25 protein-coding genes are annotated in these 24,691 nt (G+C 42.9%); 11 read left to right on the forward strand and 14 right to left on the reverse strand.

Features of this window, described 5'->3' with window-relative positions:
* The first annotated feature begins 526 nt into the window (after positions 1 to 526).
* From cyoA to cyoE, 5 genes are read left to right on the forward strand one after another with little or no spacing between them, the layout of a single operon-like run.
* Positions 527 to 1,414 carry a ubiquinol oxidase subunit II gene (gene cyoA, locus F0265_RS01730; protein WP_080568982.1) on the forward strand — a complete coding sequence of 296 codons (888 nt, stop codon included), beginning with the start codon at positions 527 to 529 and terminating at the stop codon, positions 1,412 to 1,414.
* The gene (cyoB, locus tag F0265_RS01735) at positions 1,414 to 3,450 is read left to right on the forward strand and encodes a cytochrome o ubiquinol oxidase subunit I (protein WP_019275229.1); all 2,037 of its coding nucleotides are present in this window, start codon (positions 1,414 to 1,416) and stop codon (positions 3,448 to 3,450) included. The genes cyoA and cyoB overlap by 1 nt, the downstream gene beginning before the upstream one ends.
* The gene (gene cyoC / locus F0265_RS01740; protein WP_171747511.1) at positions 3,440 to 4,036 is read left to right on the forward strand and encodes a cytochrome o ubiquinol oxidase subunit III; all 597 of its coding nucleotides are present in this window, start codon (positions 3,440 to 3,442) and stop codon (positions 4,034 to 4,036) included. Before cyoB ends, cyoC begins: the two co-directional genes overlap by 11 nt.
* On the forward strand, positions 4,036 to 4,347 hold the full coding sequence (gene cyoD, locus F0265_RS01745) for a cytochrome o ubiquinol oxidase subunit IV (RefSeq protein ID WP_006961883.1): 312 nt from the start codon (positions 4,036 to 4,038) through the stop codon (positions 4,345 to 4,347). The genes cyoC and cyoD overlap by 1 nt, the downstream gene beginning before the upstream one ends.
* A gap of 8 nt (positions 4,348 to 4,355) precedes the next feature.
* On the forward strand, positions 4,356 to 5,222 hold the full coding sequence (cyoE, locus tag F0265_RS01750) for a heme o synthase (protein WP_006961882.1): 867 nt from the start codon (positions 4,356 to 4,358) through the stop codon (positions 5,220 to 5,222).
* Between the two features lie 207 nt (positions 5,223 to 5,429).
* Here cyoE and F0265_RS01755 read toward each other — a convergent pair whose 3' ends face one another.
* The 11 genes from F0265_RS01755 to F0265_RS01805 form a co-directional block, all read right to left on the reverse strand.
* Positions 5,430 to 5,771: a hypothetical protein gene (locus F0265_RS01755; RefSeq protein WP_171747512.1), complete on the reverse strand. Its 342-nt coding sequence runs from the start codon at positions 5,769 to 5,771 to the stop codon at positions 5,430 to 5,432.
* 112 nt (positions 5,772 to 5,883) lie between these two features.
* Positions 5,884 to 6,354: a hypothetical protein gene (locus F0265_RS01760; RefSeq protein ID WP_171747513.1), complete on the reverse strand. Its 471-nt coding sequence runs from the start codon at positions 6,352 to 6,354 to the stop codon at positions 5,884 to 5,886.
* A gap of 416 nt (positions 6,355 to 6,770) precedes the next feature.
* Entirely contained in the window at positions 6,771 to 7,190 is a 420-nt protein-coding gene (locus tag F0265_RS01765; RefSeq protein WP_171747514.1) for a hypothetical protein, read from the reverse strand.
* Between the two features lie 189 nt (positions 7,191 to 7,379).
* Positions 7,380 to 7,985, reverse strand: a complete 606-nt coding sequence (locus tag F0265_RS01770) for a hypothetical protein (protein WP_171747515.1) — start codon at positions 7,983 to 7,985, stop codon at positions 7,380 to 7,382.
* Positions 7,982 to 8,593 (reverse strand): lysozyme inhibitor LprI family protein, encoded by a 612-nt coding sequence (locus F0265_RS01775; protein WP_171747516.1) that lies wholly within the window; start codon positions 8,591 to 8,593, stop codon positions 7,982 to 7,984. The genes F0265_RS01770 and F0265_RS01775 overlap by 4 nt, the downstream gene beginning before the upstream one ends.
* Positions 8,594 to 8,595: 2 nt before the next feature.
* Positions 8,596 to 9,225 (reverse strand): hypothetical protein, encoded by a 630-nt coding sequence (locus F0265_RS01780; RefSeq protein WP_171747517.1) that lies wholly within the window; start codon positions 9,223 to 9,225, stop codon positions 8,596 to 8,598.
* Between the two features lie 727 nt (positions 9,226 to 9,952).
* Positions 9,953 to 10,327 carry a hypothetical protein gene (locus F0265_RS01785; protein WP_171747518.1) on the reverse strand — a complete coding sequence of 125 codons (375 nt, stop codon included), beginning with the start codon at positions 10,325 to 10,327 and terminating at the stop codon, positions 9,953 to 9,955.
* Positions 10,328 to 10,336: 9 nt separating this feature from the next.
* Complete coding sequence (locus F0265_RS01790; protein ID WP_171747519.1) at positions 10,337 to 10,720, reverse strand: hypothetical protein; 384 nt, start codon at positions 10,718 to 10,720, stop codon at positions 10,337 to 10,339.
* 29 nt (positions 10,721 to 10,749) lie between these two features.
* Entirely contained in the window at positions 10,750 to 11,139 is a 390-nt protein-coding gene (locus F0265_RS01795; protein WP_171747520.1) for a hypothetical protein, read from the reverse strand.
* Positions 11,140 to 11,148: 9 nt separating this feature from the next.
* On the reverse strand, positions 11,149 to 13,167 hold the full coding sequence (locus F0265_RS01800; RefSeq protein ID WP_171747521.1) for a glycosyl hydrolase 108 family protein: 2,019 nt from the start codon (positions 13,165 to 13,167) through the stop codon (positions 11,149 to 11,151).
* An 11-nt stretch (positions 13,168 to 13,178) separates the two neighbouring features.
* Entirely contained in the window at positions 13,179 to 14,636 is a 1,458-nt protein-coding gene (locus F0265_RS01805; RefSeq protein WP_171747522.1) for a DUF4150 domain-containing protein, read from the reverse strand.
* 266 nt (positions 14,637 to 14,902) lie between these two features.
* On the opposite strand from F0265_RS01805, the gene F0265_RS01810 reads away from it, so the two are divergent.
* From F0265_RS01810 to F0265_RS01820, 3 genes are all read left to right on the forward strand, one after another.
* Positions 14,903 to 16,066 (forward strand): AAA family ATPase, encoded by a 1,164-nt coding sequence (locus F0265_RS01810; protein WP_171747523.1) that lies wholly within the window; start codon positions 14,903 to 14,905, stop codon positions 16,064 to 16,066.
* Between the two features lie 134 nt (positions 16,067 to 16,200).
* Positions 16,201 to 16,956 carry an MBL fold metallo-hydrolase gene (locus F0265_RS01815; protein ID WP_171747524.1) on the forward strand — a complete coding sequence of 252 codons (756 nt, stop codon included), beginning with the start codon at positions 16,201 to 16,203 and terminating at the stop codon, positions 16,954 to 16,956.
* 119 nt (positions 16,957 to 17,075) lie between these two features.
* Positions 17,076 to 18,443 (forward strand): alkaline phosphatase family protein, encoded by a 1,368-nt coding sequence (locus F0265_RS01820; protein ID WP_171747525.1) that lies wholly within the window; start codon positions 17,076 to 17,078, stop codon positions 18,441 to 18,443.
* Positions 18,444 to 18,510: 67 nt separating this feature from the next.
* On the opposite strand, the gene F0265_RS01825 is transcribed toward F0265_RS01820, so the two are convergent.
* Positions 18,511 to 19,398, reverse strand: coding sequence for a LysR family transcriptional regulator (locus F0265_RS01825; RefSeq protein WP_171747526.1), 888 nt, complete (start codon positions 19,396 to 19,398; stop codon positions 18,511 to 18,513).
* 262 nt (positions 19,399 to 19,660) lie between these two features.
* Here F0265_RS01825 and F0265_RS01830 point away from each other — a divergent pair, with 262 nt between their 5' ends.
* Positions 19,661 to 21,109, forward strand: a complete 1,449-nt coding sequence (locus tag F0265_RS01830; protein WP_171747527.1) for a coniferyl aldehyde dehydrogenase — start codon at positions 19,661 to 19,663, stop codon at positions 21,107 to 21,109.
* Between the two features lie 5 nt (positions 21,110 to 21,114).
* Here F0265_RS01830 and F0265_RS01835 read toward each other — a convergent pair whose 3' ends face one another.
* Entirely contained in the window at positions 21,115 to 21,981 is an 867-nt protein-coding gene (locus F0265_RS01835) for a LysR family transcriptional regulator (protein ID WP_171747528.1), read from the reverse strand.
* A 156-nt stretch (positions 21,982 to 22,137) separates the two neighbouring features.
* Between F0265_RS01835 and F0265_RS01840 the strand changes: the two genes are divergently transcribed.
* Together F0265_RS01840 and F0265_RS01845 are read left to right on the forward strand one after the other, a co-directional pair.
* Entirely contained in the window at positions 22,138 to 23,127 is a 990-nt protein-coding gene (locus F0265_RS01840; RefSeq protein WP_171747529.1) for a haloalkane dehalogenase, read from the forward strand.
* Positions 23,124 to 23,726, forward strand: a complete 603-nt coding sequence (locus tag F0265_RS01845; RefSeq protein ID WP_171747530.1) for a short chain dehydrogenase — start codon at positions 23,124 to 23,126, stop codon at positions 23,724 to 23,726. Before F0265_RS01840 ends, F0265_RS01845 begins: the two co-directional genes overlap by 4 nt.
* A 32-nt stretch (positions 23,727 to 23,758) precedes the next feature.
* Here the strand turns inward: F0265_RS01845 and F0265_RS01850 are convergent, their stop codons facing one another.
* Complete coding sequence (locus F0265_RS01850; protein WP_171747531.1) at positions 23,759 to 24,553, reverse strand: nucleotidyltransferase domain-containing protein; 795 nt, start codon at positions 24,551 to 24,553, stop codon at positions 23,759 to 23,761.
* Positions 24,554 to 24,691 lie beyond the last annotated feature (138 nt).

Below are 24,691 nucleotides of genomic sequence, written 5' to 3' on the forward strand. Positions count from 1 at the left end.
CATAATGATTTCATTTATGAATGCATTGGCGTTGCTGATGATTTTTGTTGTGAATACCCATCAAAAACTACGTGAATTCCTTAACGTGATCAATGTCACATTTATCTATCTGTAGATCGATCTGTTTAGCCAGTTAAACGCGCGCAAATGACTTATTGCTCAATTGAACTGTTAATCGGCAGCTATCCCTTATATTTCATGGCTTTCTTATGTGGCACGTCAATGGCGTTGTGGGCGATAAGTGGCTGTTCACCAATACGTCAATTTCATTAATGGAAGGTTAGTTTCCAAGTTCGACAGATGAGCTTCAATTTCGATCTAAGCATAATGCGCAGAATGTAACATTGTATTTCGAAGTGTAACAATTAAACCATATAAGCAGCATGGTTTTTAACCGGATTGCTTGTTTGATAACCCCACACTTTGCTTTGCGATGCTGCACATGCTCAACACATAAACATTCTAATGACTATAACAACCGGCCTTCAGGCATTGCCCTGCAACCGGACAAACATCGAGAAAGTTAATGGAAGCCTCAAGATATAAACGCATCTTGTCGAGGGGAAGTTTGGTGACCGCCATTCTGCTGCTCTCAGGATGTAATTCTGCTTTGCTTGACCCGAAAGGTGCTATTGGTGTCCAGGAAAAAGAGCTGATTATTACCGCTCTTTTGCTGATGTTGATCGTTGTGATCCCAGTGATTCTGATGACGATTTACTTCGCCTACCGATACCGCGCAACTAACACCGACGAAGAGTACGCGCCTGAATGGGCTCACTCGACCAAGATCGAAGTGGTGGTATGGACGATTCCTATCATCATCATCGCGATTCTTGCCACCATTACATGGCGTTCAACGCACGAACTGGAGCCGTCTAAGCCTCTGGTGAGTGATGTGAAACCCATGACGATTGAAGTGGTGTCACTCGACTGGAAATGGTTGTTCATCTATCCGGAAGAACACATTGCAACGGTTAACTACGTTGCGTTTCCGAAAGATGTCCCGGTCAATTTCAAACTGACGTCAGACAACATTATGAACGCGTTCTTTATCCCACGCCTTGGGACACAGATCTACGCGATGCCGGGCATGGTGACCAAGCTGAACCTGATTGCTAACCATGAAGGCGATTACAAAGGCTTTGCTTCAAACTACAGCGGAAAAGGTTTCTCGCAGATGAAGTTTACTGCGTCCGCTATGCCTGATCGCGCGGCATTCCTGAACTGGGTGCAGAAGGTGAAAGCCAGCCCAGATCGCATCGAAGACTGGGAGCAATTCCGCTCGCTGGCAGCACCAAGTGTCGCTGAGCCAGTCACGCTGTTCTCCAGTGTGCCACCGTTTTTGTTTACTGATGTCGTGACCCAGCATCCTGGTTCAATGAACTGTTTGCCTGAAAACCAAGGACAATCGTAATGTTTGGAAGATTAACTCTCGATTCAATTCCATACCACGAACCCATCATCGTCATCACCTTAGCGATTGTCGCTTTGGTTGGTTTGGCAGTGGTTGTCGCGGTGACCAAAGCAGGGAAATGGCAGTACCTGTGGAACGAGTGGTTTACGTCAGTAGACCACAAAAAACTCGGCTTTATGTACATCGCAGTTGCGATGGTGATGCTTGTGCGCGGATTTGCCGACGCCGTCATGATGCGCAGTCAGCAGTTGCTGTCTTCTGCGGGTGAAGCGGGTTACCTGCCGCCTCATCACTATGACCAGATCTTCACCGCGCACGGCGTGATCATGATTTTCTTCGTCGCGATGCCTCTGGTTATCGGTCTGATGAACATCATTGTTCCGTTGCAGATTGGTGCTCGTGATGTTGCCTTCCCGTATCTGAACAACCTCAGTTTCTGGTTGTTTATTGTTGGTGTCATTCTGACCAATATGTCGCTAGGCTTAGGTGAATTTGGTCGTACTGGCTGGTTAGCGTATCCGCCTCTGTCGGGTATTGATGCTAGCCCAGGAGTTGGGGTCGATTATTGGATATGGGCCTTGCAGATATCCGGTGTCGGTACCACGCTGACGGGTGTGAACTTCTTCGCCACTATCCTGCGTATGCGCACTCCGTCTATGCCAATGATGAAGATGCCAGTTTTCACTTGGGCGTCTCTATGTGCCAACATCCTTATCATCATTTCGTTCCCAATCCTGACAGTGACGATTGCATTGCTGACACTGGATCGATACCTCGGATTCCATTTCTTCACCAATGATCTTGGCGGCAACGTGATGATGTACGTCAACTTGATTTGGGCATGGGGCCACCCAGAGGTGTACATCCTGATCCTGCCAATTTTTGGTGTGTTCTCGGAAGTGACCGCGACCTTCTCTCGCAAGAAATTGTTTGGTTACACCTCGTTGGTATGGGCAACGGTTGTGATTACCATTCTGGCGTTTGTCGTATGGCTGCACCACTTCTTCACTATGGGGTCGGGTGCGAACGTTAACGCCTTCTTCGGTATTGCAACCATGATCATTTCCATCCCAACCGGGGTGAAGATTTTCAACTGGTTGTTCACCATGTACAAAGGCCGCATTCGCTTTACTACCCCAATGATGTGGACGGTGGGCTTCCTGATCACCTTCTCAGTCGGTGGTATGACTGGCGTACTGATGGCGGTTCCGGGTGCTGACTTTGTTCTTCACAACTCAGTATTCCTGATCGCGCACTTCCATAACGTCATCATCGGTGGTGTGGTGTTTGGTTGCTTTGCGGCAATCACTTACTGGTTCCCGAAAGCGACTGGCTTCACGATGAACGAAGCGTGGGGCAAGCGTGCATTCTATCTTTGGATTGTCGGCTTCCTGATGGCTTTCCTACCACTGTACGCACTGGGCTTTATGGGCATGACTCGTCGCTTGAGCCAAGACATTAACCCAGAGTACTTCCCTCTGCTGGCTGTTGCTGCGGCAGGTACTGCTGTGATTGCGATGGGCGTGGTATGCCAGTTCATCCAGATTTACGTCAGTATCCGTGATCGCGAACAGAATCGTGATCTGACAGGTGACCCATGGGGTGGCCGTACGTTTGAGTGGGCGACGTCTTCGCCTCCGCCGTTTTACAACTTCGCGCATTTACCAAAAGGCGACGAGCTGGATGCATTCTGGTACCAGAAGCAGAGCGGTGAGTTTGACCCAACCAAAGAAGTGGAATACGAGCGCATCCATATGCCAAAAAACACGCCGACAGGTATTTATGTGTCTGCTTGGGCACTGGTGTTTGGTTTTGCGATGATTTGGTACATCTGGTGGCTGGCAGCAGCGAGTTTCGTCGGCATCATCGTGACCTGTATCCAACACAGCTACAACGATGACGTGGACTATTACGTTGAAGTCGAAGAGATAAAAGCGATTGAAGCTGAGCGCCGTGCTCAGTTTGAAGAAGCAAATAAAAAACCTGTGCAAGATGATAATAAGAAAGACGATCTGGAGGTGACGTATGCAAGCTAACATCGCGTCTCACGCTCATGATCACCACGATACCAGCGGCAACAAGCTGTTCGGTTTCTGGGTTTACCTGATGAGTGACTGCGTACTGTTTGCGACCCTGTTTGCGACTTACGCAGTACTAGAAAGCGGCTCGATTAGCGGGCCGACAGGTAAAGATATTTTCGAACTGCCATTTGTGTTCGTTGAAACCATGCTGCTGCTGTTCAGTAGTATCACGTTTGGCTTTGGCATGATTGCGATGAAACGCAAAGATGTCGCGGGTTTAAAGCGTTGGTTGCAAGTGACTTTCTTGCTTGGGCTTGGCTTTATCGGCATGGAAGTGTACGAGTTCCATCACTTGATTGCTGAGGGCTACGGCCCACAGGCGAGCGCATTTCTTTCTGCGTTCTTCACGCTGGTGGGTACTCACGGCCTGCACGTGACGTTTGGTCTTATCTGGCTGGCGGTGTGCTATCAGCAACTGTCGACGAAAGGTCTTAACGACAATATGGCGATGCGCTTTAACTGCCTGAGCCTGTTCTGGCACTTCCTAGACATTGTTTGGATCTGTGTCTTCACCATCGTTTACTTGTTGGGGGTAATGTAATGGATCAACATCTGGAAACGGGTGCGTCGGATTACGTTAAAGGTTTCGTTGCATCTCTGATTTTGACCGTGATTCCGTTCTACTTTGTGTGGACGCAATCGCTGCCTGATACGACGACATATGTTCTTCTGTTTGGCTGTGCTTTGGTGCAAATCTTTGTGCACTTTAAGTACTTCCTGCATATGGAAGTAAAAACCTCCGATGGTCGCTGGAACCTAGTGTCACTGATGTTTACAGCCATCGTTGTCTTGATTCTTATCGCTGGCTCGGTGTGGATCATCTACAACATGAACGTCAACATGAAGCTGTAGGCCAGAGTATGCTGAAAAGTTATTTGTCTATTACCAAACCGGGCATCATTTTCGGCAACCTGATATCTGTTGCAGCGGGGTTTTTCCTTGCCGCAAAAACAGAGCACGCAAGTCTGAACTTGTTACTGGCGACACTCGCTGGTGTCGGGCTTGTGATTGCTTCAGGCTGCGTAGTGAACAACATCTTTGACCGAGACATCGACCAAAAGATGAAGCGCACTCAGAATCGTGAAACCGTCAAAGGTAACATCAATATCGATGTTGCTTTTGTCTATGCCTTGGTGATGCTGCTCAGCGGGACCGCCTTGTTGTTTCAGCTCGCCAATCCACTATCGGCAGTGGTAGTGCTTTTGGGCTACGTGTTTTACGTGTTTTTCTACACCATGTGGTACAAGCGTACGTCTGTGTACGGCACGTTAGTGGGTAGCATTTCCGGTGCAGTGCCACCTCTGGTGGGCTATCTGGCGGTAACAAACTACATCAGCCTTGAGGCCATTCTGCTGTTTACCATGTTCTGCTTATGGCAAATGCCGCACTCGTACGCGATTGCGATGTTCCGTATGCAAGATTATCGCGACGCGGGCATTCCAGTTTTGCCAGTGAAAGAAGGTATCAACAAAGCTCATCGCCATATGAAGGCATATGTTGCGGCTTTTGGTGCCGTCTCACTGGCTCTATTCCTATTGGGAGAGGCAGGCTATGAGTACCTAGCGGTTGCCGCTGTTGTGTGCTTTATGTGGACGCAGGTGACGTTTCGCAAGGTTGACTACAGCAATTACGTCCAATGGTCGAAATCGGTGTTTAAAGTCTCTCTGCTGGTGGTGATGAGCATCAGTGGTGTACTGGGTTTGGAGCTGATTCCACTGCCCATCTAACGAGTTAAGCGCTCCTTCCTGAAACTGCTAAGCCGATAACGGTTTTATGCCTGAGATATCCGATACCGGCATGTTTGTGTAAGCAGAGAAAGGACGGGGCGCTTTTTTATTGTTCGTAAGTAGATAACAAGTATTTTTTGACCTTTAGTAACGTATCGTATTTATACTCGCTCGTGCCGCCATCAGAGTAGTATCCAGAAAAAACATCTAAGTTCTTGTCCCGAGATATGTTCTTTCACGTATCAGTGACCCATTTTCAAACTTGTACAGATAAGAAGTATATTGAGTCCCTTTTATATCGAAGTGGTTTATGTCCCAGGTTATTTGAACTAAAAGGTACGGGTTGTTTCTTAGGGATATTTCATCCATACCGTTGAAAATCGGCGGTCCTCCTTCAACAGTATATTCGTCTACTTTGGTGGTTTTACTTCCGGTAGTGATTGACAGAAAATAGGGAGCGTACTCGTGATCTTGTTCGGAAATATCAATCCTATCCCCTTGTTCTGTCACCAATGTGGCAATTGAGAAAGCAGGAAATGCGATGGTCATAGCGAATGCTACTAGTGTGTTTTTTATTTTCATTATTATTGAAAGCTCGCTCCAAAATGGGGAGGAAATGGTTTTGATACTTCTTTACCTTCATTACACATAGATAGCTTGCTTATTTTTCTACGATGCTATCTTTAAGGTTTTCGACTTCAAGATAATTATATACTCTCTCAGGAACTTTATTAGATTGATTATGTTTCCTCATTAGGTTGTAATAAATCAAATAATTTCTTTTCGCAAGTTTGTGGTTTTTTAATTCTTGATACGAATCAGCAAGGTTAAGGTAGGCGACAGTTCTATTAGGAACAATGGCTGTTAGTTTTTCTAGAATATCGATCGAAAATTTATGATATCCACCCTTAGAGAGATAATAAGCTATATTATTATGATGGACTTGGTTTTCCTTTTTTATAGGGTATAGAGCATACAAATTTATCAATAGGTTTTTGCTTATAGGTACTTCTTTTAATTTAAACATTTTTTCAATCCAAGATAAATTATAGTCAGAATCAACATCGATGTGACAATATTTATTGAATCCTTTGTCATTCTCCAGAAACAAAAGAGGTTCTAAGTCAGACACCTATGCACCCTCTAATAATATGTTAGTGTTCTTCTGACATTTTTTAGTTATTGAAAAGATACCATCTGATACATAACTTATATAAGATTTTGTTTTTCTTACTATAAATTCATTGTTTTCATACGATATGTATATTTCAAACTGTCCAGAGAAACTATTACCTTTATTAACTATGGTGAATCCATCTGAGCTGGGTTTTATTTCTTTTAAAGTACTATACCCATCGATAGTAAAGTTACTAGCTTTGAGAACAAGACTATTACCCTTGTAGATAAACAGGTAATTATCAATAGGGTTGGTTTTTATCATGAATGATGAATTCGCAAAGTTCGCATTAAAATACTCATCTTCAAAAGCTAAAGATGAGTTAATGAAAATTAACTGAAATATTGCTAATATCAAATAGTTTGACTTCATTATTCATTACACTTTTGTAGTTTCAATATACCTTTATCGATGGGTAAGGAATAAAAAGGGAGATTAATCCTTTTTCCATCTGAATCGATTAACCCAAACCAGTTAAACGCGATTCCATTTCTTATTTGGTTGATTTGTGCAATTGGATATGTAATATCTATTTTGTCAAATGGTATATCAAAGCCTCCTAGCCCGATATCTGATGAGCTGTAATATAGGTGATAACTATCATCATGGTTTAGGACTCTGGCTTTGATATATACTTGATTACTGGCCACTTCAATCACTGCTTCTTCATTCTTAATTGATACTTCCCCAAATGGCTCATGAAAAGCCCCACACTCTAATGAGTAATACCCATCAAAATTTTCACTTACTATTGAGTTAGATATGAGAGTGACTACAACTAGTGATTTCATCCTTTTTAAGCCTAGAATATATATTTTGAGTGTTTATTATATTGAATTAATATCAATCAGGACTTACAAGCAATGTATCTTTTTTTAGATAGCCAATTGTATTATTGTATTTTGAGAATGCCCACTCGGTCTCTCCATCATAGTAATACTCAGTTACGTTGACCTCATCGCCATCAATAACGTAACTTCCTAATCTATTAAAGTCTTTATCATAAAAATATGAACGTTAGCATGGAGTCTTTCTCTCTTTAGTGCATCTTTTTCATTACTGACTAAAAATTCTTCTTTCGAAGTTTTTCGCTTTATGTAAAAGTCACCAACAATCTTATCTTCATAATTTAGTAATAATTTATGATTATTTATTTTCCAAACATTTTCATAGGTTTCTAAAGCTGAACTTCTATTATTGTCTATAATGTAATCACCAGATTGTTTTAAATTACAAAGAGTGATTTCTTCCTTGTTTTGGTCTTTTATGTAAACAAAAGCATCTTTTGAACTATTTAAATAGTATATTTTTCCACATTCATTGGATCCGGAAAAGGTATCAGATAGGAAGTAATAATTTTCATATGGAGTAGATAGTTTTTTTATATCTATAAAGTCATTTAAGTTGCTATTTTCTATAGAGATATTTCTACAAATTTCATTCTGACATACTCTTGCGAAGGCAGTGCTATTTTTTATTTCTATGAACGCTTCTGATTCCGCAGAGTACAAAACAGAGGAAGCAAGCATGAGTGTTGTGAAAGTTATGGCGATCAAATATTTATTTCCAACACCGTTACTAATCATAACGATATTTCCCTATAATAGAAATTCAATCTCATTTTGCAAGATTCTTTGCTTTCGCTGTATAACTTATTATTTATCTTACAGCTTTTGTCGATATAGTCTTTCCATGGTTTAAGTGGCTGATCTAAGGGCTTAGTATTATGTCCTTGACTGAAAATTAAATAGGCTAATTCAACGTTCTGATTTTCTATATAGTCAAATTCAACCAACCTTGCCTTTGTGACCCATGAATTACATTCGGCGATTAAATATTTTGTCGTTACGTCAGCAATTGGCTCTCCGTTAGGGAAAAACTCTTCTACAGAACAAGCTTGAGTCTTGTAATTTATCCATTCTAGTTGAGAGTTTTTAAATTCCTCGTCTAATTTGGAAGCACTTAGCTTATTCTTGATGGCTTTGTATCGGTTATTGATTTCAGTATCATATTTTTTATACTCTGATTCACGCTGCTTTAGTTTTTCTACATAATTGTCGGAAAAATCATACATCTGATAAGAAAAAGAATAACCAGAATATATAATAATTACCAAAGGTAAGCTAAATCTTAAAAACATTATAGTTATAATGATTGTAAATTTTTTCTTATGCTCAATAAATAATGAAGTCATTTCTAATTCAATATTATGTCTGATTCCGAAACATAGCCTTGAAAGTTTTCTGATTCTAATATATAGAATATGATAAAGTCAGATTCTATATATTCTTCGATAGCACCAGTTATTATTATCCCTTCATTTTCTTTAATAGATATCTCTTTTAGTTTAGTAACTGATATTTCTTCATTCTCGTCAACTTTTATATCATAAAGCCAAGTTCTTTCCGAGTTTGATTTTACATCCATTAATTTTCTTTCTCTAGGATCTTCGTCATAAGATACCATTATTTCTTTATTGTTTATTATAGAGTAATAATTACCTAGATCGTCACTTATGTACGTGTTATCTAGTTTGATTTCTTTCTTATTTAACTTAAAAGAATATTCTATCCGACCATTAAATCCGATAGGCTTATCAGATAATGAAATTATTTTACCAAAATAAGATACATCGCCACATAATGAAACAATGCTGCCATCATTTAGATTTACGGCTTTTGCTTTGCCATTTTCAACTTTAGATAATATACCGCAATCATCTTCGTTTCTTATGTAGATATAACCATTAAATGGAGGTGAAAGCTCCTCTAATCGATAGTTTTCTCCTAAATAACCTCTTACATCTCTTAAGTCGAGTTTATTCATTACCAGTTCTTGTGAACTTTGACTAGCATAAGGGTAAAGAGTCCCACAAGTAAAAAATAATATTCTTGGAATGTTTACGATTAATTTAGTTGTATAGTTAAATAATAACATTAAAATTTTTAACTCATCATGGAGCCTATGGGTGAGTAGGTGTTCTATATGAAAATAGAATTAAAATGAAGTTTATAAATTACCAATCTCCACCCCAATACTCGGATCTAGAAATCTCGCTAAAAAATTTAGGATCTGGAAATGGTTCATATCTCCCACGCTGATTTAAATCTTCTCGCTTAAAAAAGACTCTGTTCCGTTCGCCACTTGGATCCTTTCTTTCTGCTGCTAGTATTATATTTGAAGCTACATTCTTATATAGGTACTTGTATTTCCCTATATAAAAAACTATGGATTCATCATTAACGGAACCACCAGACGTCATTGACGTAGTAGAAGTTTTTTTTAGAGATTTCATTTTGGGAAAAGATCAACTCTATGTTACTTATGTTTCCGTATCTGTACGTAGTCTCTTGCTCATTAAGGCAAAATGAGACTAAATTGTCATTTTCCAATATTACTGTTGATAATATTAACTCATTTTTATAGCAAAGTGACTGGCTATGAAATTTAGATCCACTTGCTGTAGATGAAAGTACTATTAAAGGTAAAGATAGAAAAATAGCTCTTTTCATTTTAAGTCTCAAAAGTTTATCTGAGATTATACATTTCAATTTTATGGCATACTCAACACTGATTCGAGATAGGTATTGAGTTCTTTATACTCATTTGTCATACAAGAAAAGAAGTTAGCAAACTCTGCATCAGTATTTTCTGAATCATAAGTATGAAATTTGCATTTTCTCTCAGCATACTCTTCCCAAGAGCTAATCATTAAGGAAAATTTTTCTTTTCTTTCTGGAAAATACTCTTCTATTAGGTTCTTATTGTTCTCTACATTCTTGACTTCTGCCAATAGCTTTATGTTTTCATTATTATTGATGGCTTTGAGTTGCCTGTTTTCTGATTCGTTGAATGCCGAAACTGCTGGGAATCCAACGAAAATCAGAAGGTACAAATACTTTTGTCTGCTTAATGAAAGTTTATACATAACTAAATATCACTGTTCTAAAGGATTGCATGTTATTTTTTGTTTATAAACTTCTATCATACATTTTTGACTATTCCATGGGGCCCCAACAACAAAATCTACATTACCTGAATTAACTTTTAAACTTGTAACATATATTGTTGGGTAATCATTTAATAGGTCTAGCCCGCTATCATCCAGTTTACAATATTCTTTTTTTTCTTTTTTATCTAATATTTCAACTGTTACACAAGGGTTACTTTTTTGAACATAAGAAACTATCCTTTCTTTTTTAGTTGAGGGTGAGTAATTGGAATGATAGATACGTAATTCATCAATAAAAGCCGATTTAGCTATTGACGAAAATAGTGTCAATAATACTGCTATTTGCAATCTTCTGGCATTATGAATCATATGTTAAAATTAAATTTGACAGAAAAATGTTAATCAATCTTCTTGTTTAAAACCAAATAATTTGGAGTATACGGAGATGATTCTATTTGACTTATTTTCGACCAAACTAGTAGGTTGTCATCTTGGCAGATAATAAACTTTGGATTGCTTGAAGAAAACGGATCTGTTGTCTCGCCTTTGTAACAGTTGGTGTCCATTTTTTTTAATATTATTGGTGGTCCGGCTTCAAGCCGGTCATTTATTTTTCTACCGTTATCAAAAGTAAAGAAATACTTAAGTGTTAATCTTTCACTTGAATTTTTTTCAATTTTTAAAAAATAAGTACTACTTGATTTTTCGCTTGTCCATTGACCTAATATTTCAGCATGAACACTTTGGGAAAAAATTACGACAAAAAAAATGGACTTTATAAAATTCATTAGTATACCCTAAAAATAATTAAATGAGCGTGCTCTGGTCAACCAACCTTCTCTAAACTTATCTTGGTTTGGTACATTATCAGCTCTATAGTTATAATATTCGATTCTCTTTTCTCGAAACGTGATATATAACTCCTTTTCTTTTCCTTGGGATATGAGCTCATTTGTCGCTTTTAAGGTGCCAGGCCCCATATTCCAGTCTTCGACAACATCACCTCCCAACACATTTATTGCTCTTTGTAAAACCACAGCAGAGCCCTGAGGCGCATTGTAATAAAAATCTACAAATTGAAACGCTACGGGGCAGCTATTAATCTGATCTGCATAGGATTTTTTCCAGTAACCTTCTAAGAAAATAGCGTATGCTTGCTGGTCTGTAATATTTTTTAGAGTTTCGACGCTGGCCTCTACACCAAATAGCTTTTTAGAGTACCTTTTCCAAGTATCTAGTATTACACCTTTGTTTGTATGTCCTCCTACATCATCTGGATCGTTTATATAATCGCCTTCGTGTACCAAGATTTCAGTATAAAACAAATGGCTCGGGTCACATTTTATCTTGGATTCTCCAGCCTGGGGAGCAAAAGGCCAATAATGCCAGACACTTTTATCGTCCGGGAGCGTAATCTTGCTTTGTGTGTCTTGCATCCAAGAAAACTTATCCGCTCTTTCTCGTTCATGCTGTGAGAATATTTCGTGATGGTTCATGACCTCACTACGCCAAGGTGACTCCAGATAGTCCTTTTCAGAAACAAAACCTGTCATGTACTTTTCATCCATCACTTCTTTGGCGAGTTGATGAATCATAGAGTAGCTATCTTTAGTGACGTCTGTATACCAGTCAGAAGGGTGCTTTGCGATAACGCGCTCAAAGTGTTTACGTTTGTTTTCTAAGTAAACCTTGGCTTCTCTTGGTTTGAATGCCGAGAAATCAATCTCTTCACCTTTGGATAGCTCTTCGAGCAGTTGGCTGTAGAATGAATTGGATACGCTCAGAGCGCCATCACTCCCACTGCCGTCAATGGTGATAAGAGGGCTTTCTTCTGCATTTTTTGGGGCAATCTTTTTTAAGAAAAACTCAGGCGGTTTTTCTACGGAAAATAGCTCTATGTGGACTCGGTTATCTTCTTTCTTGGTGGCGTGGGCATCGTTACTGTACTCGTGAAGCCCCATATAGCCCAGTTCGTCCCCCGCTTTCACTTCGATAGCGCCAAAGTCGATGTTGAGTGGTAAGGGGAGTCCCAGTGTTACGACGCTGCCATCGCGTAATGAGGCGGCATTTTTAGACATCCACTCTGGTTCAGAGACAGGTTCTGGGACCATCACAGAGGTGTTGTTAAGAATATCGAAATCGCTGTCTTTGCCTGCCGCAAACCAGACGATTTTGCCTTTCATTTTCTTTTCGCTAGATGAAGGGGAGTCACCCAATTGAACAACGCGGCACTTAATCATCTTATAAGTGTGGTCCCCAATTTCAAACTCTACGGTTTCTTGCTCTTCTGCATGCAAATACTCCAAAATCGTACCGCTTGACATAGAGACTTTGCTTTCCACTTTCCCTCTTTCAGGAGCACCACCAAGTTTAAACGTTCGGACGTTCCACCCATCGTCAACCAACTTATAGCGAGTCGTCAGCGATGAATTAGCCCCGATATCGGATGGCGGAGCAAGATGCATGTAGAGAGAGTACAGTTTAAAGACTTCGTCATCTTTCTCAGGGTTTTTGTGTTCATGTTCCAGTAGAACGAAGTTGTTACTGTATTTGAGCTCTTGGTCTTTGTATGTGGTGGTTTGGTAATCAGCGTGAATACGATAAGCGACAATTTTCCCGTCCATCATTGCCTGGATAGGTCTTAATCCTTTACCCCAAGGCACCATCTTGGACGTCAAGTGGACACCACTGTGCCAACCATAACCTTGCCCTAAGAGGTAACGGCCGCTCTTAACTTGGTCGAACAGTTTAGCGAAATCACTAAGTGTATGATAGGGCTCGCCATTTCTTTGTGTTATAGGAAAAACTGTATCCATGAGGTTATACCTTAATCTGAGAAAACGTCGTCAAAGACAATGAAAGAAGGACGGTTGAGGTTGTTGGCTTTGGTGTAGACAACGGCGTTGATTTCACCTGAGTTCGTTGCGAAACCTGATTGACCCGTGACATTCACGATGGTGCCAATCGCCATGCCTGAAATGGTTAAAAGCTTATCGTTAGTCTGGGTGAGGATTTCACTGAAGACATCAGGAAGCGCACGAGACATCACTTTCATACCATCTCGATAGCCTTGAACGCCTTCTTGAACTGCGGTCAGAGAGCGAGCCTCAGCTTGCGCCTGAATAAACTCTAATCGCATGTCCAATGCAGCTATCAAGTCATCAATAAAGCCACAAAGCTGTTGGTTGATGAGTGTCCAAAGAACCAGTTGAAGGTGCTGTATGGTATTGCCTGTACCCAACAAACGTAGCTTGGCAAGCAGTTCAGAAGGCGGGTCCAGAAGATCGGCCTGGAACAGGATGCGCAGGATATCGCCGTTCTCATGCACTTTCTCGAAAAGGAGTTCAAGCAGTGATTCGTACTTTTCTAGTGATTCAAGATCTTCCTGAATGTGGAAAAGGGATGAAACGAAAGACTCGGAGAAATCGTTAGAATGATTTTTGCTGACGACATGGGGTGACAAGATTCGGCTTTGTTCGTAGACCATAGCTTTGAAATCATCATCGCTAAAAGAAGGCGAGAGCAAGATGCCCCAGTCATTGGCAACGCCAACTTTGTCTTCCCAAAACGGCGCTCTTCTTCCCGCGACAAAAGTACAAAAATCATGGGAGTCTTCGTATGTTTCTGTTGGGGCGTTTTCTGGCAATGTTGCGTTTGGAGCATAAGTGTCTGCGGTCTCTTTTAGCACCAGAATACACTCTTTTAGAGGTAAGCCGCTGACGGTGCCACAACCTGTTGCATCCAGCACACCTGCGCCAATTGGGCCACCGCCTGATTCTCTCAGCTCAAATGGTGCATTCGCGTAAGGCTGCCCATTTGGGTATTTGCAAGTAAGATCGAGTGTGTAAGTGCCTTCCTGATCCTCAGTGACAGAAACGGAAGGGTTTTGTACACCACCAAGGCACATGGTGTTGGCCATATTCATGGTCATTTGGTCCGTCAGGCGACAAACACCAATCCCTTCCATTGTGACGGTTGGGGAAGCAGAGATAAATTCAGCTTCGGACTCAATCGTGCCAGATGACACGCCTTTTTTATCACCACCGGCATCACCAGTACTTGCTGCAAATTTGCTGCCTTTGATGGCAATACTATTACCACCATCCATAGATACCGTTGTGGTCCCGCCGACAAGATCTGCCGACTTCGCATTGTTACCATATGGAATTGGGACAACGGAATTACCTACTGTCGTCAAACAAACGTCGGGTAGAGTTGCATTTGCTTCCCCTCCCGATCCCTTGTGGACCACGCTCAGCCCATTTGCGCAAACTGTGACACCCATGATGCATCCTGAATCAACAAAAAAGATAAGCAATGATATAAAATAAAGCGCACATCAATCTAACCAAAAGGTTAGTTAAAATGAACGGTTTGCCGTTCTAAATGACTAAATTGAAAGGTTTTGGCTGAATGTCTCACAAAAAGGTAGGGTCCACACTGTGGAGCTCGTCAATACTGGGGGCCGCATGACATGTAGACGATCGAATGTTAACGTTCGATTAATAGTTTTTCAATATGTGTTTTATTTAATTTAAACGAGATGTGAATATGATTACAGCGTTGGCGATCAATAATTATCGTTCGATTCTAAATCTGGTTATTCCACTAGGCAGATTGAATGTGATAACGGGCGCCAATGGCACCGGTAAATCCAACTTGTATAAAGCACTTCGTTTGTTGGCGGATACAGCGCAAGGTGGTGTGGTGTCTGCGCTCGCGACTGAAGGTGGCCTAGATTCAACTTTCTGGGCGGGGCCGGAAAAGATAACCAACTCGATGAAGCGAGGCGAACATGCCATTGAAGCGACAGTAAGGCAGAAGGTCAAACGCCTCAAGCTTGGCTTTGCAACTGAAGAGTTCAGCTACGCGATTTCTTTAGGTTTACCCGCGCCGACTATGTCAATGTTTGGGTTTGACCCAGAGATTAAACGTGAATGTATTTGGAATGGTCCGTTGTATCGACCAGCCAGTGCGTTGATAGACCGAAATGGGCCCGCGATTAAAGCGCGTGAAGGACGAAAATGGCAAGTCATTTCAAGCCACATTGCCACTTATCATAGCCTGTTTGATCAAATTGCCGACCCAATGGCAACGCCAGAGGCGTTTATGCTGCGGGAAACAATTCGCGGCTGGCGTTTTTATGATCATTTCAGAACCGACAAAGACGCTCCCGCCAGACAACCTCAGCTTGGGACTCGTACTCCGGTTTTGCACCATGACGGCCGCGATCTGGCCGCTGCCTTACAGACCATTATCGAAATTGGTGACAAAGAGGTGCTGTATAAGGCAATTGACTATGCCTTTCCCGGCGCCAGCATCCGTATCGTGAATCAGGCTGATGGTCGATTCTCGTTGGAGTTTTCCCAGCATGGCCTTTTAAGGCCATTGAGTGGCGCTGAGTTGTCTGATGGGACTTTGCGTTATTTGCTGTGGGTGGCCGCTCTTCTTACGCCTCGACCACCAAGCTTGATGATTCTCAATGAGCCAGAAACCAGCCTTCATCCAGATCTGTTGCCTGCTTTAGCGCGTTTAATTTCTCACGCAGCTGAGAATACTCAGGTCTGGGTTGTGTCTCATGCCCCACGTTTGATTGCGGCGTTGGCTGAGCATCCAGAATGCAATGCTATTCAACTGGACAAGGAATTTGGTCAGACGATTATTCCGGGTTTGGACTCTCTTTCATCTCCAAATTGGTACTGGCCTGATTCTTAAACAGAAAAACTCTTAGTGTATTTTTCTACCCCAAAAGGGGCATAAATAATGGTCAATGTTCCTCTCGTTAAACCACAATCGCGACTAAACTCAAAGTTACGTTCAATGAAAAGTGGTCTTTACGGGAGGACATAATGACAACCCAGAACATTCAGCACTTTTTTCATCCTGAGTCCGGTAGCTTGAGTTATGTGGTGGCCGATGCGGACACTAATGAGGCGATAGTGATTGATCCAGTTGCCGATTATGATGAAGAACACTGTAAGATAAGCTTTGAATCTGCGCAGCAAATTATTGATCACGTTGAGCAAAATCAACTTCATGTCACCGCGATTCTTGAAACGCATATCCACGCTGATCACTTGTCGGGTTCGTTCTATCTCAGTAAAGAACTACAAGCGCCAATCTACATCTCAGATCATGTCAAAGAGGTATACGCTAGCTGCAAGGATGATCTGTCACTTACTGATCTTTATCATTTTGAGCATTTCTTGTTGGAAAATGAGCAGCTGGATTTTGGTCATTCTCATATAGAAGTGTTGGAAACCCCCGGCCATCCGCCATCTGATCTGACATTCAAAATTGGTGACGCGTTGTTCGTGGGGGATTCACATCTTCATTCAAGGGAAGGGCTATCGGTTGAAGATAGCGACCCGACGTTTGAATCATTCTCTAAGATTTATGAGCTCAAAGATTCGACCGAAGTGTACCTGTGCCATAACGAACCAAGCAGTCCAGATGAGTTGGTTTATAAGACGACACTTGGTGATGAGTTGCACGATCAGAGCTCCGCTCTTCAACCTAGCGCCAGAAGCCCAAAGCTGCCGACCCCGAAACTGATCAGCTCCGCGTTAGAATATAACCTGACTGCGATGAGGCCACATATGTAGATGGAATTGCCTCCATCTTATTGACTTTATTGCGTATTAAAATTCATCACCAGATAACATTGATGTCATGAATGCTGTGTTAAATCGTCCGCGTGTTTAACTCGACAGGAATAACAATCATGACAAAAGAAATAATTACGTTACGTTGGCTGCTACCGCTACTTTTCATCTTTGCCACCACTGCGCAGGCCAGCAATAAGAAGGTATTGCTGGTTGGCATTGATGGCATGCAGTTCGACCATATCGCTAAATTGCCGACCCCTGCTTTTGATCGTCTCCAGATCACGAAAGCTTATGCCGGAGGCGTAAAAGGGCGATTTAGTGAACAGAAGACCAGTAGTGGCCCGGGGTGGACAACTATTCTAACTGGTGTTTGGGTCAACAAACACGGCATTTCAAGTAATAGTGTCGGCCCCGCTGATGCTGACTGGCCGAGTATCTTTCGTCAGGTTCACAATGCCAATGACCAAGCTCAGATGTACTCATTTTCGACCTGGGGAACCATCAATACACTCTATTTCCCAGCAGATATGCCTCTGTTAGCAGCCCATTCTGAAGGGGGCGGTGACGATTACAGTGTGAATCGAACGCTGGAAGTCCTGAGTTCTCAAAATCCAGATTTTATCTTTGTTCACTTGGATGAACCTGATGGTGCAGGTCATAGCCATGGCTGGGGTGACGAGTACGACAAATCAATTACAGACAGCGATGCTAGACTGGGTAAGCTGTTGGATGCGGTTGAGAAACGTCAGAGTGAGAAAAACGAAGACTGGCTGGTTCTGGTCACCACAGATCATGGCCGTAATGCCAGAACAGGTAGTGGTCATGGCAACCAGACCACGAGTGAAAAGACCATTTTTATTGCTTCCAACCAACCTCTGCACAGCCGCTATCAGTCTTATATTTCGGTGGCGAACCAAGACTTTGACGGCCTGTATAACCTGCCAGCTCAAACCTTTATCGTGCCAACGATTTTAGAGTTTCTCGGTATCAAGCAAAACCGATTACGTCTTGACGGCTTTCCTCTTGTTGGTGATATAGAGGCGCAGAAAGTCTATGCCATGATTGAAAGTAAGCGTTGTGGTTTTGAGTGGGATGCAGACAAGGGCTCACCGATAGCGCTAGCCAGTTACGAGCACGTGGCAAAATTTGATTGTAATGGCTCAGCGGATCCTGTGCAGATAGAAGACGGTTACGTCTATGCCAATATTTATGGCTCTTCCTGCGGATTGCAATGGCATGCCGCCAAAGGTACGCCAAGCCCAATGGGCAGCAATGAACATATAGCCAAGTTTGATTGCAGCAATGAGGGTGACCCGTTGTCTATTAGTAGCAGCTACATTTACAGCCTGATTGAGAGCAACCAGTGCGGTTTTGAATGGAATGCGAAAAGTGGTGTGCCGATGACGTTAGAGGGTTACGAGCATGTCGCTAAGTTTGATTGTGATGGTAACGCGGACCCACTCAGCTTCGAAGCAATGCGTTAACTAAACGATATGACGATTTGGCCTGAAGCATTTACGCTCAGGCCAGTGTTTGATGGTATGGCTGAACTCAGCCTCCGGCGAGCGCGTTAGCTTCTAGAATCTTAATGAATTTGTTGACCGTTGGAGTGTAGACCGCTTCTCGCCGCGCTATCCACGATGATTGCCAGTAAATATTTGATTCTAGAGGAATCTCAGCTAATTGTTGTTCTTGAATCTCGCGGGAAAAGAGCAGTCTGGGACCCGCGGTGAGAAAGTCTGATGTTTTCACCAGAGATTTCGATGTGGTGTAGTTATCGCAGGTTATCTGGACGAAATCGTTGTTGAACTGACTTGAGTGATAGCCTTTATGTGTGTTGCCAGCATCAGGAGCAATCACTGGGTACTGTTTAAGCTTATCCCAATTGGGTTTCTTGTCGCTAAACAACGGATGCTCTGGACGAGCGACAAACACAATGGGCGCACCTTGCACAGGGGCCGAGATGAGCTCATTGGGTAAGTCATCAATGTTAAATGGCCCTACAGCGACATCGAGGTGGCCATCCAATGTCATCGTGAGAAGTTCACTCGCATTCGCGGTTTTGAGTAACGTCTTGACCTGACTGGTTTGCTCGACAAAGTCCAATAGGACTTTGGGAAAGTAAAGTTGCTCAATGATAGGCCCCACACCGATATTCAGCTTACCGCCTTCAAGAGAGGCAAGCCGTTCAACGTGTCGGCACATTGAATCCAATTTGGCCTGCACCAACTGTCCGTTTTTTATCAGGTAGTTAGTCACATCAGTCGGCTGCATTCCTGAGCTATGACGGAAAAACAACTTTACATTCAGAGCCTGTTCCAGTCGTGAAATACGTTTGCTCAAAGTTGGCTGCGACATATAAAGCTCGTCAGCAGCCTTGTTGATACTGCCCAATTCTGTCACTTTCTGTAGTAGCTTTATATCCGAAACATCAAGCATAGTTCTTCTCTTTAATTGTCTACCACATAGCACATTAGGAAATGAGTCAATGTGGGTCGATATCAGGTTTCATGGCTATTGATTGTATGCCACTGGTACAGTTTGGCTAATGAAGGATCTTTCTAACACCGACAAACTTTGCGCATAGCTCCAGTATAAACTTTGTTATTCCAATTTTTTGTAACGGATAAGAAAAATATTCAATTATTTTATTACTGTTCTCTTCGTATAATTTGTGTAAATCAGATTGGAGGACAGAGTTATGACAGCCGTAATGATAGACCACACACACTCTTCGTTTGACAACCTAAGTCAGGTGCTTGATGTTCAGAAACAAGCATTTGCAGAAAACCCAATGCCAAATGCAGATGAGCGTATCGCTAAGCTGAAGAAGTTGAACTACGCAGTGTTGGACTACAAAGATCAGCTTATTGAGGCTGTCAGCGCCGACTTCAGTAACCGTAGTTCGGCGGAAACCATGATGGTGGAGATTCTTGCTGCATTGGAAGGTATTGCTTACAACAAAAAGCATTTACGCAAGTGGATGAAAGCGCAAAAGCGCCATGTGCCTCTTTCCCTTAAGCCGTCTCGGGTTGAGGTGAGATATCAACCACTCGGTGTGATTGGCATCGTTGTCCCTTGGAACTTCCCGATTTTTCTTGGCTTATCACCTCTTATAGGTGCTCTGGCGGCAGGTAATCGAGCCATGATCAAAACCTCAGAATTTGCTCCGAAGACATCTACGGTAATGAAAGAGATGTTGGGCTCTATATTTGATGAGAATGAAGTGGCAGTCGTGGAAGGCGATGTTGAGGTCAGCAGCGCGTTCACCAAATTACCTTTTGACCACCTAGTGTTTACGGGAGCAACCAGCGTGGGCAAATTGGTGATGAAGTCTGCGGCAGAGAACCTAACGCCTGTAACACTGGAGCTTGGAGGGAAGTCGCCCGCTATTATTCACGATAGCTACTCTGCCAAAGAAGCGGCCAAACGTCTCGCATTTGGTAAGGCGATTAATGCCGGTCAGGTGTGTGTGTCTCCAGACTATGTGTTCTGTCATCACTCTCAAGTAGAAGAGTTTTGCGAGACATTCAGTGACGTGTTTGCCAGCCGCTATCCAAGCATGAAAAACAATCAGGACTACACCGCGATCATTAATGAACGCCAGCTAAACCGACTTCAGCAGTATCTACAAGATGCAGAGGACAAAGGCGCAACATTAATTGAGATAAACCCTGCAAATGAAGACTTCTCGGGCACTCGAAAACTGCCAATGACGCTTGTGCTTAATCCAACTACCGACATGTTGGTGTTGCAGGAAGAGATATTTGGTCCGATTCTTCCGGTTATCACCTATTCGGATATGTCGGAAGTGACGGATTACGTTCAAGCGGGCGAGAGACCACTGGCTCTGTACTACTTCGATGATGACCAGCGCCGGGCAAATCAGCTCCTTGATACGACCCATTCTGGCGGTGCTTGCATCAACGATTCTATGATTCATGTGATGGCAGATGATATTCCTTTTGGCGGTGTGGGTGCTTCAGGAATGGGCCACTACCACGGTAAAGAGGGTTTTCTGAATTTCAGTAAAGCAAAAGGCGTGGTGAAGAAAGGGAAAATCGATCTTGCGAGTATGATTGCAGCTCCATGGGACAATAAGATGTTTAATTTGTTGGTGAAGTTCCGCCTATGGCGTTACAGCCGATGAGCGGGTTACTCATCTGACGCGTTCCAGTCGTTAAAGTATGACCAGATTCGATTGCCGACAGGGCCAAGCGCTTTACTTTTTTGTCGTGCTACGTATATAGGGACCTGAATAGCATCAAGGTTTGCCAGTCGCGTTAACGACGCGTCTTGTTCAACTTCGTGGCTGGCGAGCCTTCCCCATCCTAATCCACTTTTTACTAACGCTTTTTTTGTATTGTGATCCGAAACGTACCACTGCTGAGCTTGGCTTACGATGCCAGAATCCGGGCTGGTTTTATAGGATGATTTAACCACTACTTGCGGGTAAGGCAATAGGTCTTTTAAGCTAATTTTATTATTGGCAGCTAAAGGAAATTGGTCTGAAATGTACACGGGCAGAGAAAGCTGATCGATATGACGATAAACCACCTGTTCTTGGTTAAGGCTTCTCGCGGCGTAGATACCGATGTCGACTAAGTCATCCAATAACATTCTTTCACCGGATGCAGTTTCGATGTTGAGGTGAATGATGGTATTGGGAAATTCCACACGTAATTGATGCAGCAATTTGGCCACTTTTTCGATAGGGAAAATTGCGCTAACGCCAATACGAACTTCGCTTTCTACTTCGCCATTCATCTGACGAGCAAACTGATCAAATTCATTAGCAGCTTCGATCAACTGCTGTATTTTTTGAATCAAGATTTTTCCATCTCGAGTTAACTCAGGTCGATATGTATCTCGATCGAATATTTGGATCTGATAGTAATCTTCGACTTGTTTTACCGAGTAAGACACCGCGGAACGCGCTTTAAACAGCTTTTCACTCGCTTTCCGAAAGCTGCCTTCTTGATGAATCACGTTAATCACGTGCAGATGTTCTAATGCAATCATGGTCTAATTTTATGACCATTAAGGTCTAAAAGCTATGCTTTTTTAGAACCTGTTTCTTCTCTAAAGTAATCCCATCAAGTTAATAAAGAAGAGCGGCTAATTCGTTAGCTGACTGATTTTGGATGGTCAAAAAATACGACCAAGATGGAGAAGGCTATGACTCACCAAGTACTCAGAACCCCAGATTCTGCATTCACCAATCTTAAAGATTATCCGTTTGCTCCTCATTACTTGGAGGTGGAAGGGATGCGAGTACATTACGTGGATGAAGGTGACCGTGAAGCTAGAGTTATTTTTCTTCTGCATGGGCAGCCTTCTTGGAGCTACCTGTATCGTCACATGATTCCTGTACTGGTGAAACAGGGTTTTCGGGTGATTGCCCCAGATATGATTGGATTCGGTAAGTCAGATAAACCGATTAATCCAGCAATGCACAACTACGAAAACCACGTCAAATGGATGAGTCAGTTCGTTGAGCAGCTAAACATTCGTCATGCTGCGGCATTCATGCAAGATTGGGGCGGTATGATCGGCCTGCGAGTATTAGCTCGTCAGCCACAATGGCTTGATCGACTGGTGGTGGCTAATACTGCGTTAGCTCAAATGAATCGGCTGGAAAAGTTTATGCTGCCAAAAGTGCTCAAGCTCATGGTGCTAGCGGCAGGCAAGCCGGACTTATCGACCTTGATTAACAAGATCGATTGCGGCAACTGGGCTGGCTACTTTCGACATCAACCAGAGTATGAATTAGGAGAGGTGATTCAGGCGCTGTGTACCACCACCTTAGATGATGAAGAAAAACGAGCTTATGACGCTCCATTTCCTAGTCAAGAGTTCCTTGCCGGCCCTAGACGAATGCCAGAGCTCGTTGCAGAAGATTTAGAGCAGGTCAATGCTGATTGGCGACGATTAAAGGAATGGGAGAAACCTGTTCTGACACTTTTCAGTGAGCGTGATCCATTTCTGGCTGGGCGCGGTTATGACGTGGAGTTTCAGCGAAACTTTATTGGTGCCAAAGGTCAGCCACATATGACGACTCCGGATGCGTCGCACTTTTTACAAGAAGATCAACCTCAGTTCTTAGCCAGTCAGGTTACTGACTGGCTCAAATCAACACATTTCAACTCATATGGAGTTAATGCATGAAAATATTAGCTATCGGTGCCAACGGCGTAATAGGGAAAGCTGTTGTCGAAAAATTAAGTCAGTCTCATCAGGTAATTGCAGTTGGACATTCTCAGGGAGATTTGAGAGTCGATATTGAAAGTCAGGAATCAATACGAACGATGTTTGAGTCTGTTGGAGTTGTGGACGCCATTATTAGCATGGCTGGAAATGGAGAAATGGGCAGTATCAACGACATGCCAAATTCTGGGTACGCTACAGTGCTGAAAGGTAAGCTGATGGGGCAGGTTAACTTGGTGCGTATTGGTCGGGAGTACCTTAAGGCTGGAGGTTCTATCACTCTCACGTCAGGGCAAGCAGCAAACTACCCTATGGCGGGTACTGCAGCAATCTCGATTGGTGTCGCGGGTATTAACGCTTTTGTTGGTGTTGCAGCGTTGGAGTTTGAGCAAGGTAAGCGGATTAATGCTGTTAGCCCAGCTGTAGTTAAGGAAACTCTCGAACAATGGGGTGTGGATAGTGCAGATGGTATTCCTGCAGAGCAAGTTGCAGAATATTACCAACACAGTGTGGAAGGTGATAAAACGGGGCAAATTTATAATGCTGTTTTAGCACAGTAAAATTAAGGGGACGTTTGTCCCCTTTTTATCAATTACTGTTTGAGTTCGCGCTCAACGTATTCCATGCACACCTGTTGCGCTTTATGATTGATCTCAACCTGTTCTTGCTTTCTTAGTGACAGGTAAATATCAACCATTGTTTCTAGCGCAGGAATCAGTGCCTTTCTATCTGGTGGGCAGACGGTTTGCTTAAGCTGCTCAGTGAAGTCAGGTAAGCGCTGCTCAATTTTACGTACCCCCGATGGCGTTATACCTTGTTGCTTAAGTGCCAGTGGCGAGAGGGCTACCGTTCTGAGAAATGACAGAAACTCCATTGCCTCAAAGTACTCGCCACGAGCAATTTTTGTTGCGCCGTAGTGTAGCCAAATCCAGATTCTGTCCTCAATCCATTGTGGCTCTGGCTGAGGGTAATGATGCTCAGAGCTGTCCAGTACATCCGACAAACTTGAGCCACGTTGCCAGACGACTTGTGTGTCGTCGACGCGCACAGCGGCATCGGGCAGCGCAACAAACTTGAAATCGACGTGCACGGTATCAGGTTCATATAGGGCGATGACAAGCCTTGGCTCACCCACGTGTTCACCGGTAAACGCTGCTAACTTGCCTTCGATTTTGTCAATCAACTGAAATCTTTGCGCCATGACTTCTGCAAAGTCATCTGGATTGATCGCAATGACCAGATCGAGATCACTAAAGCGATCCATGGAATCAGAAGCGTACGAACCGCTAGCGCCGATACCAAGGATGCGAGAGTCCTGGGAAAACTGATCAACAATTTTTATCAGTAGCTGCTTATGGGAGTCAGGAAGTGTGGTTGGATATTTCATATTTTACCTTCAATCGTGTTCGATGTGAGAACTGCCGGACGGCAGTTAGTGCGGTAAAATTAACGCAGCATTACAAAGTAACCGGATAGGTAGCTGATTGCAATACTGCGTTGAACTGGAGCTGCTGTTTGTCATCAA

This window comes from Vibrio sp. RE88, from assembly GCF_013113835.1.
GTDB lineage: Bacteria > Pseudomonadota > Gammaproteobacteria > Enterobacterales > Vibrionaceae > Vibrio.